Consider the following 17,156-nt stretch of genomic DNA (forward strand, 5'->3'; position numbering starts at 1 on the left):
GTAGTAAGGCTTTCCTAATTAAGGACAGTCTTATTTTTGTTTATGAATAACAATTTCTCTAACAAAGTGCAGATGAATCACATATGAAAATTTAGGGAGGTTTTTTATCATGTATTATTTTTATTCGCCAGAAATGTTTGCTCCATATCAATGGGGACTAGAACGAGATGTTTCGTATGCTTATATGCCATATAACTCATTTTATTATGGAGACTATATAAACTCATTGCCATACGCATATATCCCTCAAAATTATGAAGTACAAATGAAAGCAGATGATCGTGGATCGTGGACACCATTTTCATGGGTTGAAAAATATGCGTACGCATTTTCAGGACCGTATAATAAAGCGGAAGTCGCTCTTACATTTGATGATGGACCAGATTTAGAATTCACGCCAAAAATATTAGATAAGTTAAAACAACATAATGTAAAAGCTACTTTTTTCTTACTTGGTGAAAACGCAGAAAAATTTCCGAACGTAGTAAAGCGTATTGCAAATGAAGGGCATGTAATTGGTAATCATACGTACAGTCATCCGAATTTAGCGAAAGTAAATGACGCTGAGTACCGTAATCAAATTATAAAAACGGAAGAAATATTAAAACGTTTAGCCGGCTATGCCCCGAAGTTTATACGTCCACCGTATGGTGAAATACTTGAAAATCAATTGAATTGGGCAACTGAGCAAAATTTTATGATTGTACAGTGGAGTGTTGATACAGTTGATTGGAAAGGTGTAAGTGCCGATACGATTACAAATAATGTGTTAGGGAATTCATTTCCAGGTAGTGTCATCCTCCAACATTCAACACCAGGTGGGCATTTACAAGGATCTGTTGATGCACTAGACAAAATCATTCCGCAGTTAAAAACGAAAGGGGCACGTTTTGTAACACTTCCAAGTATGTTCCAGACATCAAAAGAAAGAAAGTGAATGTGTTATAAATTGGAAAAATAAGGGTTGTGTCGTATAATGAAAGTGTAAGTTAGGGGGGGATATAATTGATTGATGCACTAGTAAACATAGGAATAAGCATATTGATTGGTATTATTTTTATACTTGCGGCAATTATTCTTCAAAAAAATCCACCGACCGATATTAATGCGGCATATGGTTATCGTACGAAACGATCTATGAAAAATAAGGAATTATGGGATGCGGGTAACAGGTATAGTGCAGAAGTGATGAAGCAAAACGGATTTATCATGATGTTAATTGGAAGTGTTATTAGTATACTGTTTAGATATCCACATACAATAATAGCGATTATAGTGGTTATGCTGTTATTAATCATTCGTTTATTTATACAAGTAGAGAGTAGATTAAAAATCCTTGAACAATAATAAAAAATAGGACTCTACGCAATATTATGCTAGGAGTCCTATTTTATTTATAAACTATTATTTTTTAATAATTCTTTTCCTTGCTCTATAACAAATTCATAGTATGCAAGATCATACGGATAAATATCTTCAAATGTTATCGTAATCGGTGTATTGTTTAAGACTGAAATAGTCGTTAAAGATGAAATCTCTCCTTTTAATAGTTGTAGAAAAGAAGTTGCATGTACTTTCATCACATCGTCTACTTCTTCACCTGGTGCGAATGGAAGTGGATTGATGACGTTGTGAAAATACATATGACAAAACTCGCGATCAGTAAGATTTGAAATTTCATAATCTATTTTAAAGATTCCCTTGTATGTTAAATCATTAGTTTGAAAGGAAAGCCCTAATTCTTCCTCAATTTCACGAAGACCACCAATTTGTACATCTTCATCATGCATAATATGTCCAGCTGAAGTAATATCCCATATACATGGAGCTTCTTTTTTATTTTTAGAGCGTAATTGGAAATATAAAAACATATCTTCAGTATCTTTTTCTACAAACCAGCAATGAAATGTCTCGTGCCAATCGCCGTCACGATGCACTTCATCACGTAATTTCTTCCCAAGTGTATTTCTTTCAGGATCAAATATTGTTAACCACTCTGTCATTTTAATTCCCCTTTCCTCAAATTTTATTATACAATATTTGTATTGAATTTTGGGAAAATAAAGAAAAAGGAGTGGTTATAAGTGGGGATAGAGCGTACGGAAATAAAATCGATTATTTCAACAGAGGAAGAGTTACGGAAAATATTGGGGCAACCAAGTGAGCGAGCGTTGAAAAAAGTCATTTCATCATTAGACCACCATTGCGTAGATTTTCTTTCTAAATCTCCTTTTCTAGTATTATCCACTGGAAATCAGTTGGGGGAGTGTGACGCCTCGCCGCGAGGAGATGCACCTGGATTTGTATACGTACTCAATAATAATAAAATTATCATTCCAGAAAGACCAGGAAATCGTCGTATAGACTCCATTTTGAATATTATTTCAAATCCACGTGTAGGACTAATCTTTTTTATTCCAGGTCTTGGGGAGACACTCAGAATAAATGGCCGAGCGTATATTACAAACGACGAAGAAATTTTGAAAGAAATGCAGGCGAATGGACGCAATCCGTTGCTTGGAATTGTTGTTGAAATAGAAGAGTGTTATATTCATTGTGCAAAAGCGTTTATTCGTTCTAAGATGTGGGATCCAGAATCTTGGTTAAATAAAAAAGAGTTACCATCAGCAGCAAAAATGTTGCTGGAGCATGCGAAAGTGAATACTTCAGAAGAAGATGTTGCACGTTCTTTAGAAGAAAGTTATACAAAAAGATTGTATTGAAAATTTTATTAATATAGCTTTGTGGAGCGGATATGTACGGGTTTTAGAATGGGGGATTTATCCCGCATTAACGGGCAGTAAGACCCCTACCTCAAAATTCAGCGAAAACAAAGAAGTCAGGTGGGGATCAACTGCCCGTAAAAGCCCGATTGGTGAAGGCTAATAATCAGTGGGGATGAACAAAATCCCCACTGATTAAAGTTTCACTTTATATATGAACCGTTGATTTATAAACTGGAGAAATGACAAAATAGGTAAATTGAGTGGCAGTTGCATAATGCTATTGTGAAATATAATAAAAAGTTATTTTGAAAATAGTTAGTAAAAATAGGCTTGCTTTTTAAAAAGTTGATAACTATAATAAGTTAACAAATAGACATGAACGAAAAAGTAATGATAAGGACATGAAATCATTTTTACGGTTTACAGAGAGGGAAGTCAAGGGTGTGAACTTCCTAACACGAGAAATGATTTTACCACCTTTGAACTTCAATAGTGAACGAGTAATCTAGTAATTATTGACGGTATCAGCCGTTATCTGAACTTGAGCAATCTAGGGAGAAATACGTCTAGATTGGAACAAGGGTGGAACCACGAAAACACATTCGTCCCTTTCCTAGGGATGAGTGTGTTTTTTTACGGATTTAGAGATTGAAAATTTAAAATAATTAAAAAATAGTATTGATTTTGTTTTTTATGCGAGTATAATGAGTTAACAAATAAACATGAACGAAAAAGTAACGATAAGGACACGAAATCATTTTTACGGTTTACAGAGAGGGAAGCCAAGGGTGTGAGCTTCCTAACACGAGAAATGATTTTACCACCTTTGAACTTCAATAGTGAACGAGTAATCTAGTAATTATTGACGGTATCAGCCGTTATCTGAACTTGAGCAATCTAGGGAGAAATACGTCTAGATTGGAACAAGGGTGGAACCACGAAAACACATTCGTCCCTTTCCTAGGGAAGAGTGTGTTTTTTTATTACTTTGAAAGGAGGTGCGGTAATATGAAACGATTTATAAGTACGGAAATAACCACCACCTGCATGACAAAAAAGCAGAGTAAGGTGATTTATAGGTGTAACAATTAAACTTTTAGGAGGAGATTAGAAGATGAATAACGTTATAAATGTTGGAGTATTAGGTTTAGGTACGGTCGGAAGTGGTGTTGTTCATATTTTGAAAGAACATTATAAAAAAATCGCTCTTGATACAGGATACGAAGTGAAAGTGAAAACAGTCGTTGTACGTGATTTGGAAAAAGAACGCGATGTTTGTATTGACGGGATTGCAGTCACAAGTCATGCAGATGAAGTTCTAAATGATTCGAATATTGATATTGTAGTAGAGGTAATGGGCGGAATTGAAGAAGCGAAGCAGCATATTGTTAAGGCTTTACGAAATAAGAAACATGTCGTGACAGCAAATAAAGATTTAATGGCTGTATATGGTGCAGAGCTTCTTCAACTGGCGAACGATAATGATTGTGATTTATGTTATGAAGCGAGCGTAGCAGGCGGTATTCCAGTGTTAAGAGGACTAACTGACGGGCTAGCATCAGATCAAATTGAAAAAATAATGGGAATTGTAAATGGTACAACAAATTATATGTTAACAAAAATGAGTCAAAATGGATGGTCTTATGAAGAGGCTTTACAGGAAGCGCAAAAATTAGGTTTTGCAGAATCGGATCCGACAGCAGATGTAGATGGACTAGATGCGGCAAGAAAAGTAGCAATTCTTGCAAACTTAGGTTTTTCGATGAATGTTTCATTAGATGATGTGCAAGTAAGAGGGATTCGAAAGGTCGAAAAAGAAGATTTACAAATGGCTGAAAAGTTAGGATTTACTATGAAGTTAATTGGTAAGGCTGAAAAACAAGGACCAGCCATTCATTTAAGTGTAGAACCGACGCTTTTACCGAGCCAGCATCCATTATCAAATGTGAATAATGAATTTAATGCGGTGTATGTTCATGGCCAAGCGGTAGGAGAAGTGATGTTTTATGGACCCGGAGCTGGGAAGTTACCGACTGGTTCTGCTGTAGTAAGTGATATTATTTCCATCGTTAAAAATATGAATCAAGTTCCGAAAAATAAAAGTGCGTTAAAAGAACCAGTTCCTTATGAATTACAAGGTGATGAAGAAGTAGTTTCGAAATATTTCTTACGCATTTCATTACGAGATGAGCCTGGGATGTTACAAAAAATAACAGAATGTTTCGTTAATTACTCTGTAAGTTTAAAAGAAGTTATTCAATTACCTTTAAACCGTGAACTGGCAGAAGTCGTTGTTGTGACACATCGAACTTCCAAGTATCAATTTGAACGAGTTTTAGGAGCGATAGAAGCTGTCGCAAGTGAAATAAACAGTTACTACATTATTGAGGAGGAAAAACAATATGTATAAAGGACTATTAAAACAGTATGCTTCTTATTTACCGGTGAATGAAAATACACCTGATGTCAGCTTAATGGAAGGAAACACACCACTTATTCCATTATTAAACATATCAAAACAATTAGGGATTCAGCTATACGGTAAGTACGAAGGAGCGAATCCGACAGGTTCTTTTAAAGATCGTGGTATGGTCATGGCAGTTGCTAAGGCGAAAGAAGAAGGTTCAGAAGCAATCATTTGTGCATCAACAGGTAATACATCAGCATCAGCTGCAGCATATGCGGCACGTCTTGGGATGAAATGTATTATCGTAATACCAGAAGGAAAGATTGCACATGGAAAATTAGCGCAAGCGGTCGCTTATGGAGCTGAAATTATTTCAATAGAAGGGAATTTCGATGATGCACTTAAGGCTGTAAGAAATATTGCTGCAGAAGAGCCGATTACGTTAGTAAATTCAGTGAATCCTTATCGAATTGAAGGGCAAAAAACGGCAGCATTTGAAATTTGTGACCAATTGCAAAATGCACCAGATGTTCTAGCTATCCCTGTTGGGAACGCAGGAAATATTACAGCATATTGGAAAGGTTTCTGTGAATATGAGAAAGAAAAAGGTTATAAGAAGCCAAGAATCCATGGTTTTGAAGCGGAAGGAGCAGCTGCAATTGTAAAAGGGCATGTAATTGAAGAACCTGAAACAATTGCAACAGCGATTCGCATCGGTAACCCAGCAAGTTGGTCGTATGCAGTAGAGGCTGCCGAGCAGTCTCGTGGTGAAATAGATATGGTATCAGATGAAGAAATTTTACATGCGTATAGGTTATTAGCAAAAACTGAAGGAGTTTTCGCTGAACCAGGATCAAATGCTTCATTAGCCGGCGTAATTAAACATGTTGAATCTGGAAAAATCAAAAAGGGAGAAACAGTTGTTGCAGTATTAACTGGAAATGGTTTGAAGGATCCTGATATCGCTATTTCTTCAAATCAACTAGACATCGCAAGTGTGTCAAATGATATAGAACAAATTAAAGATCATATTAAAGGGGTGATTATGTCGTGATACCATTTAGCGTTCGTGTCCCTGCTAGTACGGCGAATGTTGGTCCTGGATTTGATTCAGTTGGAATAGCTTTGTCATTGTATTTAGATGTGGTGGTTAAAGAAAAAGCTGATAAATGGCAAGTGATCCATTCCTTTGAAGAATCAATTCCGACAGACGATAAAAATTTAATCGTTAGCACGGCATGTAAAGTCTGTCCTTCTATATCACCTCATATAATAGAAGTTACTAGTAATATCCCATTAACGAGAGGGCTAGGAAGTAGTGCATCAGCGATTGTAGCTGGGATAGAGCTTGCGAATCAACTAGGCAATTTGAACTTAACTGCTGATCAAAAAGTTCAAATTGCTACAAATTTTGAAGGACATCCTGATAATGTTGCTGCTTCTATATTAGGTGGAACTGTAATTGGAGCACTTGATGGAAAGGATGTTTCCGTCGTAAGAATTGAGAGCAAGGAATTAGGTGTAGTTTCTCTCATTCCGAATGAAGAATTAAATACAGATGAAAGTCGATCTGTATTACCAAAGATGTTTCCGTTTCATGAGGCAGTTAAAGCGAGTGCGATAAGTAACGTATTAGTAGCTGCATTATGTCAAAAGCGGTGGGAAGTTGTAGGTGAAATGATGGAGAGAGACCATTTTCACGAGCCATATCGTTTAGAACTCGTACCGTTATTACCATCTATTCGTAAATGCGCAAAAGAATTTGGTGCGTACGGCACAGCACTTAGCGGTGCGGGACCATCTATTTTTATATTAGCACCATATGAGAAACGTCAAGAAATCGCTGAGCAATTAGCGAGAGTATTTACAGATATGAAAGTATGTGAGCTTGAAATCGACCATAAAGGTATTATTGTAAATAAGGAAGAGCATATTGGATCATAAAGAAAGCTGGCATGGCTAGCTTTCTTTACGTTGCAAACCTATTTTAAATTAGGTTTTTTCGGAAAAAAATATAAAACAAATGTTGATTTTGAATAATGTAAGTAAAGAGTGCATTCATTTTGGAGGTGATTACATGAATAAAGAGTCACCAGAAGAAAAAAGAGAGCGTATGAGACAAAGTGAATTAAAAAGTAATCCTACGGGTTCTTTACATGACGGACTCAATAGAGCGGAAACAGGTAGTCCAGTTGATATAGCAGGCGGTATGAATTGGAAAGGTACAGGGATAATCATTTTAGTACTACTTTTAGGATACATTGTATACACTTATTTTTTCAGTTAAAGAATGCTTGTTAAAATTTTGATTTGTTTAGTTTCATAATTGTTGAGAAAAAATGCAGTTACTGTATTACATATCTTCTAAGCAAGTTATAGTTGTTCATATCAACTTTTAATACTCCAAATAGAGCTAGCAAAATGCTAGCTCTATTATTTTTTGCCACATTCCTGTAACAAAGCACCTGTATATTCATTGGTGGAGGTGCAGAGGATGAAAAAAATGATAGCGATATGTCTTCTTACAACTATGTCGTTTTCGACTTTAGTCGGTTGTGACGTAAAAGGTAGTAATGCTGTACAAGAGTCTAAAATAAAGAAATCGACGTATAAAGATTTTACTTATGATGTAAATCCAGAAACATTCACATTAACTGTAGAACATGAGGGGGTAAAGGAACAGGCATCACAACCCCTACCGAAAATGAAGGTATCGAATGTAAAAAAAGAAAAGGATCGTACATCGTGGGAATATCCAGATCAAAAAGTAAAAATAAAATTAGAAAAGAAAAAAGACCACTTAAACATTGAAGTGGAATCGACTGGTGCAGAAAGCTTTACATGGCCGAAAGTAGAAGCTGAAAATTATACACTTCCGTTATGGGAGGGTAAGCAAATTCCGAGCAATGATGAGAATTGGAAGAAGTTTTTAAAGGATGATGCATATTCATTTGCTGAATCATTTTCTATGAAGTTTTTCGCATTAAATGGTTCGAAATATTCAATTGTATATATTGCAAACAATATGTTTAATAATGAATTGAAGTTTCATTCGGATCCGAAAATAGGATTTGATTTTACACATGAATTTCCGAGCATAAATAAAAATAAAACATATGGATTTCAATTATATGTGACAAATAATGATGCGGTAAGCATTGCTAAACTGTATAAGGATGATATTGTTCGAAAAGGTGAATTTAAAACATTACAAGAAAAGGCTAGAAAAAATAAAGAAATCGAAAAGTTATATGGAGCGGCGCATTTTTATTTTTGGAATCAAAATGGTTTATCAGAAAATAATATAAATTGGCCAAAACTAAGGGAGCAAATAAATAGCCCGCTGTTTAGTCATATAAAAGAACTTATTCAAAAGAATAGTTCAGAGCCTGGGGAACTGAATGTATTAGATCAAGTAAGTAAACAAGATTTCATTGATAAGTATCAAAAAAATGTTATTTTACGTTATATAAACGAAGTATTATCCATGAAGGAATTTTATAAAGAGGATATTTTTCAAAACGTTGATCAGGAAGCTAGTGTGCTATTAAAGAAAGGTGTAGGTCACTTAACGAACACAGAATTGTATAGCTTAAATAAGCATTTATTAAAGTCGCTACTTGGTGATGCGGTTGAAGAGGTAAGTAAATGGGGTAATGCAGATGGAACGGACATACTAAAGGAAATGAAAGAGGTAGGAATAGAAAAAGCGTGGATTGGTCTGCCGAACTGGGAACAAGGATTTATGCAACCTAATTTCGTGACAAAAGCGAAGGAAATGGGGTATTTAGTTGGTCCGTATGATTCATATCATTCCATTCACGAAAAAAGTGATAAAAATTGGAACACAGCATCCTTTAATGACCCATCATTATATGAAGAGGCTACTGTAACGAAGAAAAACGGAGAAAAGGTGCAAGGCTTTTTAGGCAGAGGTCGCAAGTTAAACCCGACTTTATCGCTGCCTAGTGTAAAGGAACGCATGAATGATATATTACAAAATGGTCCTAAATATAATTCATGGTTTATTGATTGTGATGCGACAGGTGAAATTTACGATGACTATTCAGCGAAACATATAACGACACAAGAGCAAGATTTAAAAGCACGTTTAAAACGAATGGACTACATTGCGCAAGAAAAGGGTATGGTCGTTGGTTCTGAAGGTGGAAATGATTTTGCTAGTAGTACGATTGCATTTGCACACGGAATTGAAACACCTGTTATTAAATGGGACGATGAAGATATGCGGAAAAATAAAACAAGTCCGTATTATGTCGGTGGATATTGGTCACCAAATCAAAATGTTCCCGAAAAATATGCAAAACAAGTACCATTGAAAGAAGAATATAAACAAGTGTATTTAAACCCAGTATATTCGGTACCATTATATAAATTAGTATACAATGATTCCGTTATTACAACGCACCATTGGGAATGGGGAAGTTTAAAGGTAAAAGATGAAGTTGGAAATCGAATGCTGTCTGAATTATTGTATAATGTTCCTCCGTTGTACCATTTAGATGAAGTAGAGTGGAATAAACATAAAAAAGAAATTACAGAGCATCTAAAAGTTTGGAATGAAGTTCATGAAAAAGCAGTAAAAGAAGAGATGACGAATTTTGCGTATTTGTCAGAAGATAAGCTAGTACAATCTGTTTCTTATGGAAAAAATATTAAAATCATTGTGAACTTCTCAAATGAAGACATGGAAGTAGAAAAAACGAAAATAAAAGCAAAGTCGGCTTTTATTGATAATCAGGGGAAGAAAAGCATGTATACGCCGTTTGAGAAATAATAACGTGAAATATACTGTATTCATAGAGGTTTTATCATTAGCTGGACTCTTTATTCATATCGTTTATCTGGAAAAAGATATCCTAATTTAAAATGAAAGAGTTAATGAATTTATAAATTTGCATGTTGCGAAGTGCTAAATTTTTGAAATTGGTAAATAGTGACTTGCCAAAAATAAGTACGAGAGTATAATGTGAAATGGAATACATATTGGGTTTTAGTAGTAACCTTACAAAATTGTAAGGTTAATGAAAGGAAATTCAATATGAAGATAAATAGACTTACATTATACTTGGTAAAGAGAAAGAGAGGCGAATGGGTATGAGCTCTGAATTAGAACAAAATACGAGAAGTAATAAAAAGCGTTCTAAAAGAAAGTCAATAAAATGGTTCATATTAATTCCATTTTTCCTACTTATTTTTGGAGGAGTAGGATATGGTTCGTTTATATATAATAAAGCAAAAGCTGTTGTAAATGATGCGTATGCGAAAATTGAAAAGTCATCAAAGCGTGATAAAGAAGTTGAACCTTTAAAGGATAATATTTCAATATTAATCATGGGTGTAGATGGAAGTGAAATGAGAAAAAGCCAATATGGCGAAGCAGTTCGAACAGATGCACTTTTATTAGCAACAATTAATAAAGATGATAAGTCTGTTAAGCTAGTAAGTATTCCACGTGATTCACGTGTTTATATTCCAACTAGAAAAAAATTAGATAAAATTACTCATGCTCACGTATTTGGTGGCGTAGAAAGCACACGCGATACGGTGGAAAGATTCTTAAATGTCCCTGTTGATTATTATGTGAAGTTTAACTTTGAATCATTCGTACAAATTGTCGATTCAATTGGTGGTATTGATATTGATGTACCAGTTACTTTCACTGAACAAGATAGTAAAGACCAAGCTGGTATGATCCATTTAGAAAAAGGTTACCAACATTTAAATGGAGAACAAGCACTTGCACTTGCAAGAACGCGTAAAATTGATAGTGACGCAATGCGTGGACAGAGACAGCAACTTGTAATAGAAGCAATTGCTAAAAAAGCGATGTCTGTTCAATCAATTAGCAAAATGGGCTCTTTACTAGATGCGGTTGATAAAAATATGAAAACGAACTTAACATTTGACGATATGCTTGCCATTACAAAAAATATGGCAGGATCTAATTTGGAAATGGAAAAATTGCAAATAGAAGGTACAGATAAACGTATCGGTGGTATTTATTATTACATTCCAAATGAAAAAAATGTAAAAGATATTTCAAAAAAATTAAATGATCATTTAGGTGTAACGCCAAAATCAGTCCGAAATGAATAATAAAAAAAGATTGGCTTTTGCCAATCTTTTTTTTTTGAATGTATTTGTAACTTTTCTGTAACGATTTTTTAGTTTAGAAAAATTATACTCATATGTATGAGTATAATGGATAGGTAAAAAAGTAAAAGGACATATTCAAAATTTGTGGTAAGGAAAGATATCATATGCAGAAATGGTTAAGCATGATGGGAATTATCTTTATATTGACTGGATGTAAAATGTCTGAAGCTCCAACAAGTCTAATGGAAGCTCCTACAAATGAAAAATGGATTAATGAATTAAAGGAACAAATTGATAAAGATTTACCTGTTAATTATCGCTTACTTACTCCAATGTCTAATAGAGATAAACAGACGACATGGTCAATGAATTTCGAGCGAGATAATAAAAAAGAAGCTGTCATCGTATATAAAATACCTAATGAAGATTATCATATATATTTAGCCGTATATGAGAAGAAAAATAATGGATGGAATATGAAGTCAACCTATACATTTGATGGGGAAGAAGTAGATATTGTTGAGGTAGGAGATTTCACAGGGAGTGGGAAAAGGGAACTATTGATAGGAATAACTACCAATCGTGATTTATTAGAAAACACAATGTATGTTTTTTCCGATGAGAGTGACGATATAAAGGAATTTTATAGACAGAAGTATACAAAGTTATTTATAGATGATTTAAACAAAAATGGTTTTAAAGACATAAGCCTTGTTTCGCATATGAAAGATGAACAGTTGAAGGTTCAGTTCATTGAAAAGTTTAAGGTATTGTCAGAGGTTACATTTGATCCGTATATAAATAGTATTCAAAGAATACAAATGGGTCGTATTTCTAAATCATTAAAGGCAGTTGTAATCGATGCGGGAACAGGGGCTCATTCAGGTATAACTTATGTAGCAAAATTTGATCAGGATCATTATGAAGTATTACCTATAGGTGGGAAAGAAGATTTATTTAATGAATATGTTGTAGAAAGTAAAGATGTTAATGAAGACGGCATTATTGAATTTGTTCGTACTGTACGTCCAAAAGGTTGGGAGGATAAATCACATGGTGATAGTCCGCTTTTTGAACGTTACATACAGTGGAGTGAATCTGGAATTAAACCAATTGAAGAACGATATATAGATATAGAAAAAGGGTATTATGTGAAAATTCCTAAAGAGTTAATAGGGAAAATTACAATACCAGATCAGCAAAAAGAATCAAATTCTCAAAAGTTTTTGGATACAAGAACAAATAAAATATGGCTTGAAGTTCATATTTTTAAGCGGAAAGAATGGTTCAATATAAAAGGCTACAGCGCAGCAATTAAAACGGCTTCTCACGTATATGCAGTACCGAAGCAATCGGAATTTGAAAAAGTGAAAGCATATATAAAACCGCTAGCGGATTATCAACAAGAGTAGGAGGTGGGAATTATGTCAAAAATTTTAGTTTTAGAAGATGAATTAACGATCCGTAGCTTTATTGTTTTAAATTTAAAACGTGCTGGATTTTATGTAATAGAAGCTACTACTGGAGAAGAAGCGTTACAAATTTTGAGTGAACAAACTGTTGATATAGCACTGCTGGATGTAATGTTACCGGGGATTGATGGTTTAGAAGTTTGTAAGGCTATCAGGAAAGAAAATAAAAAAATGGGTATTATTATGTTAACCGCACGTGTACAAGATGAAGATAAGGTGCAAGGACTAGGAATAGGTGCAGATGATTATATTGCAAAACCGTTTAGTCCAGTAGTATTAACTGCACGTATACAGTCTTTATTAAGAAGAATAGAAGTACATGAAGAAAAAACGAATATTGTTACGTCAGGTCCATTTTCGTTAAATATTATAGAAGAAAGATTGTATAAAGATGGACAATTAGTCGATTTAACACCTACAGAGTATATGATATTACAGTATTTAATGAATCAGGCTTCAAAGCCAGTTTCGCGTGATGAAATTTTAAATATGATTTGGGGAACCAATTACGTAGGTGAGACGAAAGTAGTAGATGTAAATATGAGACGGTTACGTCAAAAGATAGAATGTAATCCATCAGAACCTGAATTTATTCTTACGGTGTGGGGAAAAGGATATGTGTGGAAGGAAAGTATGAGATGAAACGGAAAGTGACTTTATATTTTATGACGGTCATTACACTTATGCTTGTATTATTTGAAGTTGTATTTTCAGTCTCAATTTATCGATACTATTATAATGGTATTGTGCAATATATAGAGTCTCATGCGAAAACGAGTACACGTTTTTTTTCAGAATACAATTCACTATACTTTATTCGATTACAAGAATATAGTGGTGACATAATTAGTAGCTTTCAATTAGAAGGAACAGAATTACAGTTAATTGATCGTCACGGCTCGGTTATACAATCTTCAAGTGGTGAAAAGGTAAAAGGTAAAGTGAATATTCCACAATCATTATTAGAAGGTGAAATGTATAATCAAGTTACTACGAAAGGTAATAAAAAACAACTAGAGGTGCTAAGCCCACTTATACATCAAGGACAAACTATTGGTGTTTTAAAATATACGACTGTTTTAACAAATGTAAATAAAAAGATTATTGAAATTATTACGTTTACTATTTCTGTAGGTATTGTTATTTCGGGAGTCGCTTTCTTAATTAGTAGACGTTTGGCAAATTCATTTGTTGAGCCAATTGAATCCATTATTCAAGCCTCTTCACAAATTGCAGAAGGCACATTAAAGCAAAAAATTAAAGAAGATTATCCTGGAGAATTAGGTGAATTGGCACATAGTTTAAATTATATGGCCTATAAAATAGATAAGGCTGAGCAGATGAAAAATGAATTCATTGCTTCTATTTCGCACGAAATACGAACGCCTTTAACAGGAATTAAAGGTTGGAGTGAGACGTTAAAAACAGTAGATCATTTAACAGAAGAAGAAATAAAGCAAGGTATGGGCATTATTTCAGGTGAGACAGATAGATTGATTCATTTAGTAGAAGAATTGCTAGATTTTTCAAGATTACAATCAAATCATTTTAATTTATATAAACAAAAGGTGCAGTTGTACGATATACTAGAGGAGACGATTTGGCAATTAACTCCTAAATCGGAAGAGAAGGAAATTCAATTTATTACTACTATAGACCGAATTGAATTGATGGGAGATCGAAATAGGTTAAAGCAAGTTTTCTTGAATATTGTTCAAAATGCAATTAAGTATTCACATAAAAAAAGTACAATACACATTGAAGCGACTAAAATAGAAGGACAAGCAGTGATTAAGGTAAGAGACGAAGGGATTGGAATTGCTAAAGAACATTTACCATATATTGAGCAATCATTTTACCAAATTAATAATCATGCTGCAGGTGCAGGTATTGGTTTAGCTATCGTTAAAAAAATGGTAGAGCTTCATGGCGGTGTGCTTAGTGTTACAAGCAAAGAAGGAATAGGAACAACAATTTTGATAAAACTCCCATTATAATACAAATAAAATCTATTTATATGGTCAAATAAAAATAAATAGATGTATAATTATATTGGGCGATTTATATATAAGATTAATAGGGAGAGGAATTCGATAGAATGGAAAAAGCTTTAAAAATTAAACAAATAGTAGTCGTTTTAATAGCGATTGCCGCAGTAGCTATTGGGTATTACATGTTTCAATCAATTACTTCACCAGCAAAAGCTGTTGCGAAACAAGAAAATGTAGTGCAGCTTGCAAGTGAACAGCCGAAAGTTGAAATGAATAAAACGGCACCAAGTCGTTTTAATGGAAAAGAAAGAAAAGTTGCTTATCTTACATTTGACGATGGGCCAGGGAAATATACGGCTGAATTATTAAATACGCTAAAACAACATGATGCGAAGGCGACGTTCTTTTTAATTGGAGCGAATGTAAAAGAATTTCCTGATTTAGTGAAACGTGAAAATGCTGAGGGTCATTATGTAGGCATGCATAGTATGACACATAATTTCGCAAAGTTATATAAAAATGGCGAGTATGTAAATGAGATGAAAGAAGATCAAGGTTTAATCGCTAATATTATTGGGAAATCACCTAAATTAACACGTCCTCCATATGGTTCGATGCCTGGATTGAATGAAGGTCTTCGAAATAAAGTGGTAGAAGGCGGATTTAAAGTATGGGATTGGACAATTGATTCATTAGATTGGAGATACAATAAAATGCCAGTTGATGCAGCTGCAGCACAAATTGCTCAAAACGTATTAACAAACGCAACAAAACCACAAGAAGTAATTTTAATGCATGATATTCACCCGCAATCAGTTGCTGCTGTGCCAGCAATTTTAAAGGGGCTAAAAGAAAAAGGTTATGAGTTTGAAGCTTATCATGAAGAGAGTCACTTCCCAGTGAACTTCTGGCATGATAACCGTATGTAATGGAGGAATGAACGTTGAAGTATGGAAAAGTAGCAGTAGTTGGAGCATTATCAGTAGGACTTTTAACAGGTTGTTTCGGTGAAAAGCCAGAAGAAAATCTATATACAGCTTTTGAAACAGCAGCAACACAAGAAAAATCTTTAGTGGATGAAGCAAAAAAATTAGAGCAGTTAGAGAAACAAGGGCAAGAATTATATGCTCAAATTTTGCAAGAAGGTAAAGATCATAATGAAGCAGTTGTGAAGAAAATAGAGCAAGCTACTGCAAATGTAGATGATCGTGAAAAAGTATTGAAAAGTGAGAAAGAAATGCTAGAAAAAGCACAGAAGGAAACGAAATCTGTTCAAAGTAATATAGAGAAGATTGAAGATAAGAAGTTACAAAAACAAGCAAAAGCAGTAGAAGAGTCGTATAAGAATCGTTATGATGCATTCCAAAAGATGAATGAAAATTACACGAAAGTGTTAGCGACTGAAAAAGAACTGTATGAAAAATTAAAAGTAAAAGAAACGAAATTAAAAGAAATCGGTGAAAAAGTTAAAACTGTTAATGAATTAAATGTGGAAGCACAAAAGTCGAAAGAGCAGTTTAACAAATTTACAAAAGAGTATAATGACAGTAAATTAGCATTCTACAAAGGTGCAGAAATTAAGATTAAAGATCAGAAATAAAGAAGAATCTAAAGTGTAATAAAAAGCCGGAGAAACATCGTTATAAATGTTTTTTCGGTTTTTTATGTTAAATGAATAGAAAAGACTGGAATTGATATCATAAAAGAGTTATAGTGAGTTATTCTAAGGGAAACATTGTAAAGTAAGGAGAATAGGAATATGTCATATGAATTTTTACTCAAATTAGGTTTAGCACTCTTTTTAGGATTATTCATCGGGATAGATAGGCAGCTAAAGAATAAACCACTTGGTGTGAAAACAAGTATGGTTATTTCTGTAGCAAGTTGTTTAATTACGATGGTTTCAATTGAATCTGTGCATGTATATTCTGTTCCAGGACATACAAATATGGATCCGATGCGACTGGCCGCTCAAATTGTTAGTGGAATTGGTTTTCTTGGCGCAGGTGTCATTTTACGAAGAAGTAATGACGTTATTTCTGGATTAACAACAGCTTCTATGGTGTGGGCTGCTTCAGCTTTAGGAATCGCAATTGGTGCGGGATTTTATTTACAAGCGACAGTTGCTATGGTTTTAATTATTTTAGCGATTAATGTACTTCCGCAACTTGTGAAAATTGCAGGACCGTATTCATTAAGACAAAAGGATTTATCTATAAAAATTACTGTTAAAGAGCATCATGAGTTAGATGGTATATTTAAGCAAATTAAAAATTTAGGCATGCATGTGAAACGCGTGAAAATTAAAGATATAGATAGTGGAGCATTTCAGCAACTAGAGATGGTTATTTTAGCTCCAGAAGATTTATATACAACAGAATTATATAGTTCCCTGAAAGAGATTGATCGAGTAGTTTCAGTTGAAGTGGAAAGTAGATAA

General features: G+C 34.0%; 16 protein-coding genes and 2 other annotated features. Of the genes, 15 read left to right on the top strand and 1 reads right to left on the bottom strand.

Features of this window, described 5'->3' with window-relative positions:
* The first annotated feature begins 109 nt into the window (after nucleotides 1-109).
* Both C3Y97_RS09430 and C3Y97_RS09435 read left to right on the top strand, forming a co-directional pair.
* Entirely contained in the window at nucleotides 110-937 is an 828-nt protein-coding gene (locus C3Y97_RS09430) for a peptidoglycan-N-acetylglucosamine deacetylase (RefSeq protein WP_136363306.1), read from the top strand.
* 71 nt (nucleotides 938-1,008) lie between these two features.
* Nucleotides 1,009-1,347 carry an SdpI family protein gene (locus tag C3Y97_RS09435; protein ID WP_025118474.1) on the top strand — a complete coding sequence of 113 codons (339 nt, stop codon included), beginning with the start codon at nucleotides 1,009-1,011 and terminating at the stop codon, nucleotides 1,345-1,347.
* A gap of 47 nt (nucleotides 1,348-1,394) precedes the next feature.
* Here C3Y97_RS09435 and C3Y97_RS09440 read toward each other — a convergent pair whose 3' ends face one another.
* Nucleotides 1,395-2,003 carry an NUDIX hydrolase gene (locus C3Y97_RS09440; protein WP_000141357.1) on the bottom strand — a complete coding sequence of 203 codons (609 nt, stop codon included), beginning with the start codon at nucleotides 2,001-2,003 and terminating at the stop codon, nucleotides 1,395-1,397.
* An 81-nt stretch (nucleotides 2,004-2,084) separates the two neighbouring features.
* Here C3Y97_RS09440 and C3Y97_RS09445 point away from each other — a divergent pair, with 81 nt between their 5' ends.
* The 13 genes from C3Y97_RS09445 to C3Y97_RS09505 all read left to right on the top strand — a co-directional run bounded on the left by C3Y97_RS09445 (nucleotide 2,085) and on the right by C3Y97_RS09505 (nucleotide 17,156).
* Nucleotides 2,085-2,723 carry a pyridoxamine 5'-phosphate oxidase family protein gene (locus C3Y97_RS09445; protein ID WP_000510732.1) on the top strand — a complete coding sequence of 213 codons (639 nt, stop codon included), beginning with the start codon at nucleotides 2,085-2,087 and terminating at the stop codon, nucleotides 2,721-2,723.
* A gap of 384 nt (nucleotides 2,724-3,107) precedes the next feature.
* Nucleotides 3,108-3,339, top strand: a binding site (T-box leader).
* Between the two features lie 115 nt (nucleotides 3,340-3,454).
* Nucleotides 3,455-3,686: a binding site (T-box leader), on the top strand.
* A 154-nt stretch (nucleotides 3,687-3,840) separates the two neighbouring features.
* Nucleotides 3,841-5,136, top strand: coding sequence for a homoserine dehydrogenase (locus C3Y97_RS09450; RefSeq protein WP_001066902.1), 1,296 nt, complete (start codon nucleotides 3,841-3,843; stop codon nucleotides 5,134-5,136).
* Entirely contained in the window at nucleotides 5,129-6,187 is a 1,059-nt protein-coding gene (thrC, locus tag C3Y97_RS09455; protein WP_000276438.1) for a threonine synthase, read from the top strand. Before C3Y97_RS09450 ends, thrC begins: the two co-directional genes overlap by 8 nt.
* A complete protein-coding gene (gene thrB / locus C3Y97_RS09460) occupies nucleotides 6,184-7,077 on the top strand; it encodes a homoserine kinase (protein WP_000612102.1) in 894 nt (297 codons plus the stop codon). The genes thrC and thrB overlap by 4 nt, the downstream gene beginning before the upstream one ends.
* Before the next feature lie 133 nt (nucleotides 7,078-7,210).
* Entirely contained in the window at nucleotides 7,211-7,420 is a 210-nt protein-coding gene (locus C3Y97_RS09465; protein ID WP_001031479.1) for a DUF6366 family protein, read from the top strand.
* Between the two features lie 207 nt (nucleotides 7,421-7,627).
* Nucleotides 7,628-9,931 (top strand): glycoside hydrolase, encoded by a 2,304-nt coding sequence (locus tag C3Y97_RS09470; RefSeq protein WP_136363308.1) that lies wholly within the window; start codon nucleotides 7,628-7,630, stop codon nucleotides 9,929-9,931.
* 320 nt (nucleotides 9,932-10,251) lie between these two features.
* Complete coding sequence (locus tag C3Y97_RS09475) at nucleotides 10,252-11,253, top strand: LCP family protein (RefSeq protein ID WP_002182662.1); 1,002 nt, start codon at nucleotides 10,252-10,254, stop codon at nucleotides 11,251-11,253.
* A 164-nt stretch (nucleotides 11,254-11,417) separates the two neighbouring features.
* A complete protein-coding gene (locus C3Y97_RS09480) occupies nucleotides 11,418-12,665 on the top strand; it encodes a hypothetical protein (protein ID WP_136363310.1) in 1,248 nt (415 codons plus the stop codon).
* A 12-nt stretch (nucleotides 12,666-12,677) separates the two neighbouring features.
* Nucleotides 12,678-13,367, top strand: a complete 690-nt coding sequence (locus C3Y97_RS09485; protein WP_000036071.1) for a response regulator transcription factor — start codon at nucleotides 12,678-12,680, stop codon at nucleotides 13,365-13,367.
* A complete protein-coding gene (locus tag C3Y97_RS09490; protein WP_000824536.1) occupies nucleotides 13,364-14,722 on the top strand; it encodes a sensor histidine kinase in 1,359 nt (452 codons plus the stop codon). The genes C3Y97_RS09485 and C3Y97_RS09490 overlap by 4 nt, the downstream gene beginning before the upstream one ends.
* A gap of 101 nt (nucleotides 14,723-14,823) precedes the next feature.
* Complete coding sequence (locus tag C3Y97_RS09495; RefSeq protein WP_000409484.1) at nucleotides 14,824-15,645, top strand: peptidoglycan-N-acetylglucosamine deacetylase; 822 nt, start codon at nucleotides 14,824-14,826, stop codon at nucleotides 15,643-15,645.
* A 14-nt stretch (nucleotides 15,646-15,659) separates the two neighbouring features.
* Nucleotides 15,660-16,316: a YkyA family protein gene (locus C3Y97_RS09500; protein ID WP_000873566.1), complete on the top strand. Its 657-nt coding sequence runs from the start codon at nucleotides 15,660-15,662 to the stop codon at nucleotides 16,314-16,316.
* 159 nt (nucleotides 16,317-16,475) lie between these two features.
* Nucleotides 16,476-17,156: an MgtC/SapB family protein gene (locus tag C3Y97_RS09505; RefSeq protein WP_000119510.1), complete on the top strand. Its 681-nt coding sequence runs from the start codon at nucleotides 16,476-16,478 to the stop codon at nucleotides 17,154-17,156.

The sequence above is a fragment of the Bacillus sp. DU-106 genome (assembly GCF_004799705.1).
Classification (GTDB): Bacteria; Bacillota; Bacilli; order Bacillales; family Bacillaceae_G; genus Bacillus_A; species Bacillus_A cereus.

Excerpts from the sequence above, each read along its gene's own strand:
- C3Y97_RS09430 (WP_136363306.1), top strand. The coding sequence starts at position 110 with ATGTATTATTTTTATTCGCCAGAAATGTTTGCTCCATATCAATGGGGA.
- C3Y97_RS09440 (WP_000141357.1), bottom strand. The coding sequence starts at position 2,003 with ATGACAGAGTGGTTAACAATATTTGATCCTGAAAGAAATACACTTGGG.
- C3Y97_RS09450 (WP_001066902.1), top strand. The coding sequence starts at position 3,841 with ATGAATAACGTTATAAATGTTGGAGTATTAGGTTTAGGTACGGTCGGA.
- thrC (WP_000276438.1), top strand. The coding sequence starts at position 5,129 with ATGTATAAAGGACTATTAAAACAGTATGCTTCTTATTTACCGGTGAAT.
- C3Y97_RS09465 (WP_001031479.1), top strand. The coding sequence starts at position 7,211 with ATGAATAAAGAGTCACCAGAAGAAAAAAGAGAGCGTATGAGACAAAGT.
- C3Y97_RS09470 (WP_136363308.1), top strand. The coding sequence starts at position 7,628 with ATGAAAAAAATGATAGCGATATGTCTTCTTACAACTATGTCGTTTTCG.
- C3Y97_RS09475 (WP_002182662.1), top strand. The coding sequence starts at position 10,252 with ATGAGCTCTGAATTAGAACAAAATACGAGAAGTAATAAAAAGCGTTCT.
- C3Y97_RS09480 (WP_136363310.1), top strand. The coding sequence starts at position 11,418 with ATGCAGAAATGGTTAAGCATGATGGGAATTATCTTTATATTGACTGGA.
- C3Y97_RS09485 (WP_000036071.1), top strand. The coding sequence starts at position 12,678 with ATGTCAAAAATTTTAGTTTTAGAAGATGAATTAACGATCCGTAGCTTT.
- C3Y97_RS09490 (WP_000824536.1), top strand. The coding sequence starts at position 13,364 with ATGAAACGGAAAGTGACTTTATATTTTATGACGGTCATTACACTTATG.
- C3Y97_RS09495 (WP_000409484.1), top strand. The coding sequence starts at position 14,824 with ATGGAAAAAGCTTTAAAAATTAAACAAATAGTAGTCGTTTTAATAGCG.
- C3Y97_RS09505 (WP_000119510.1), top strand. The coding sequence starts at position 16,476 with ATGTCATATGAATTTTTACTCAAATTAGGTTTAGCACTCTTTTTAGGA.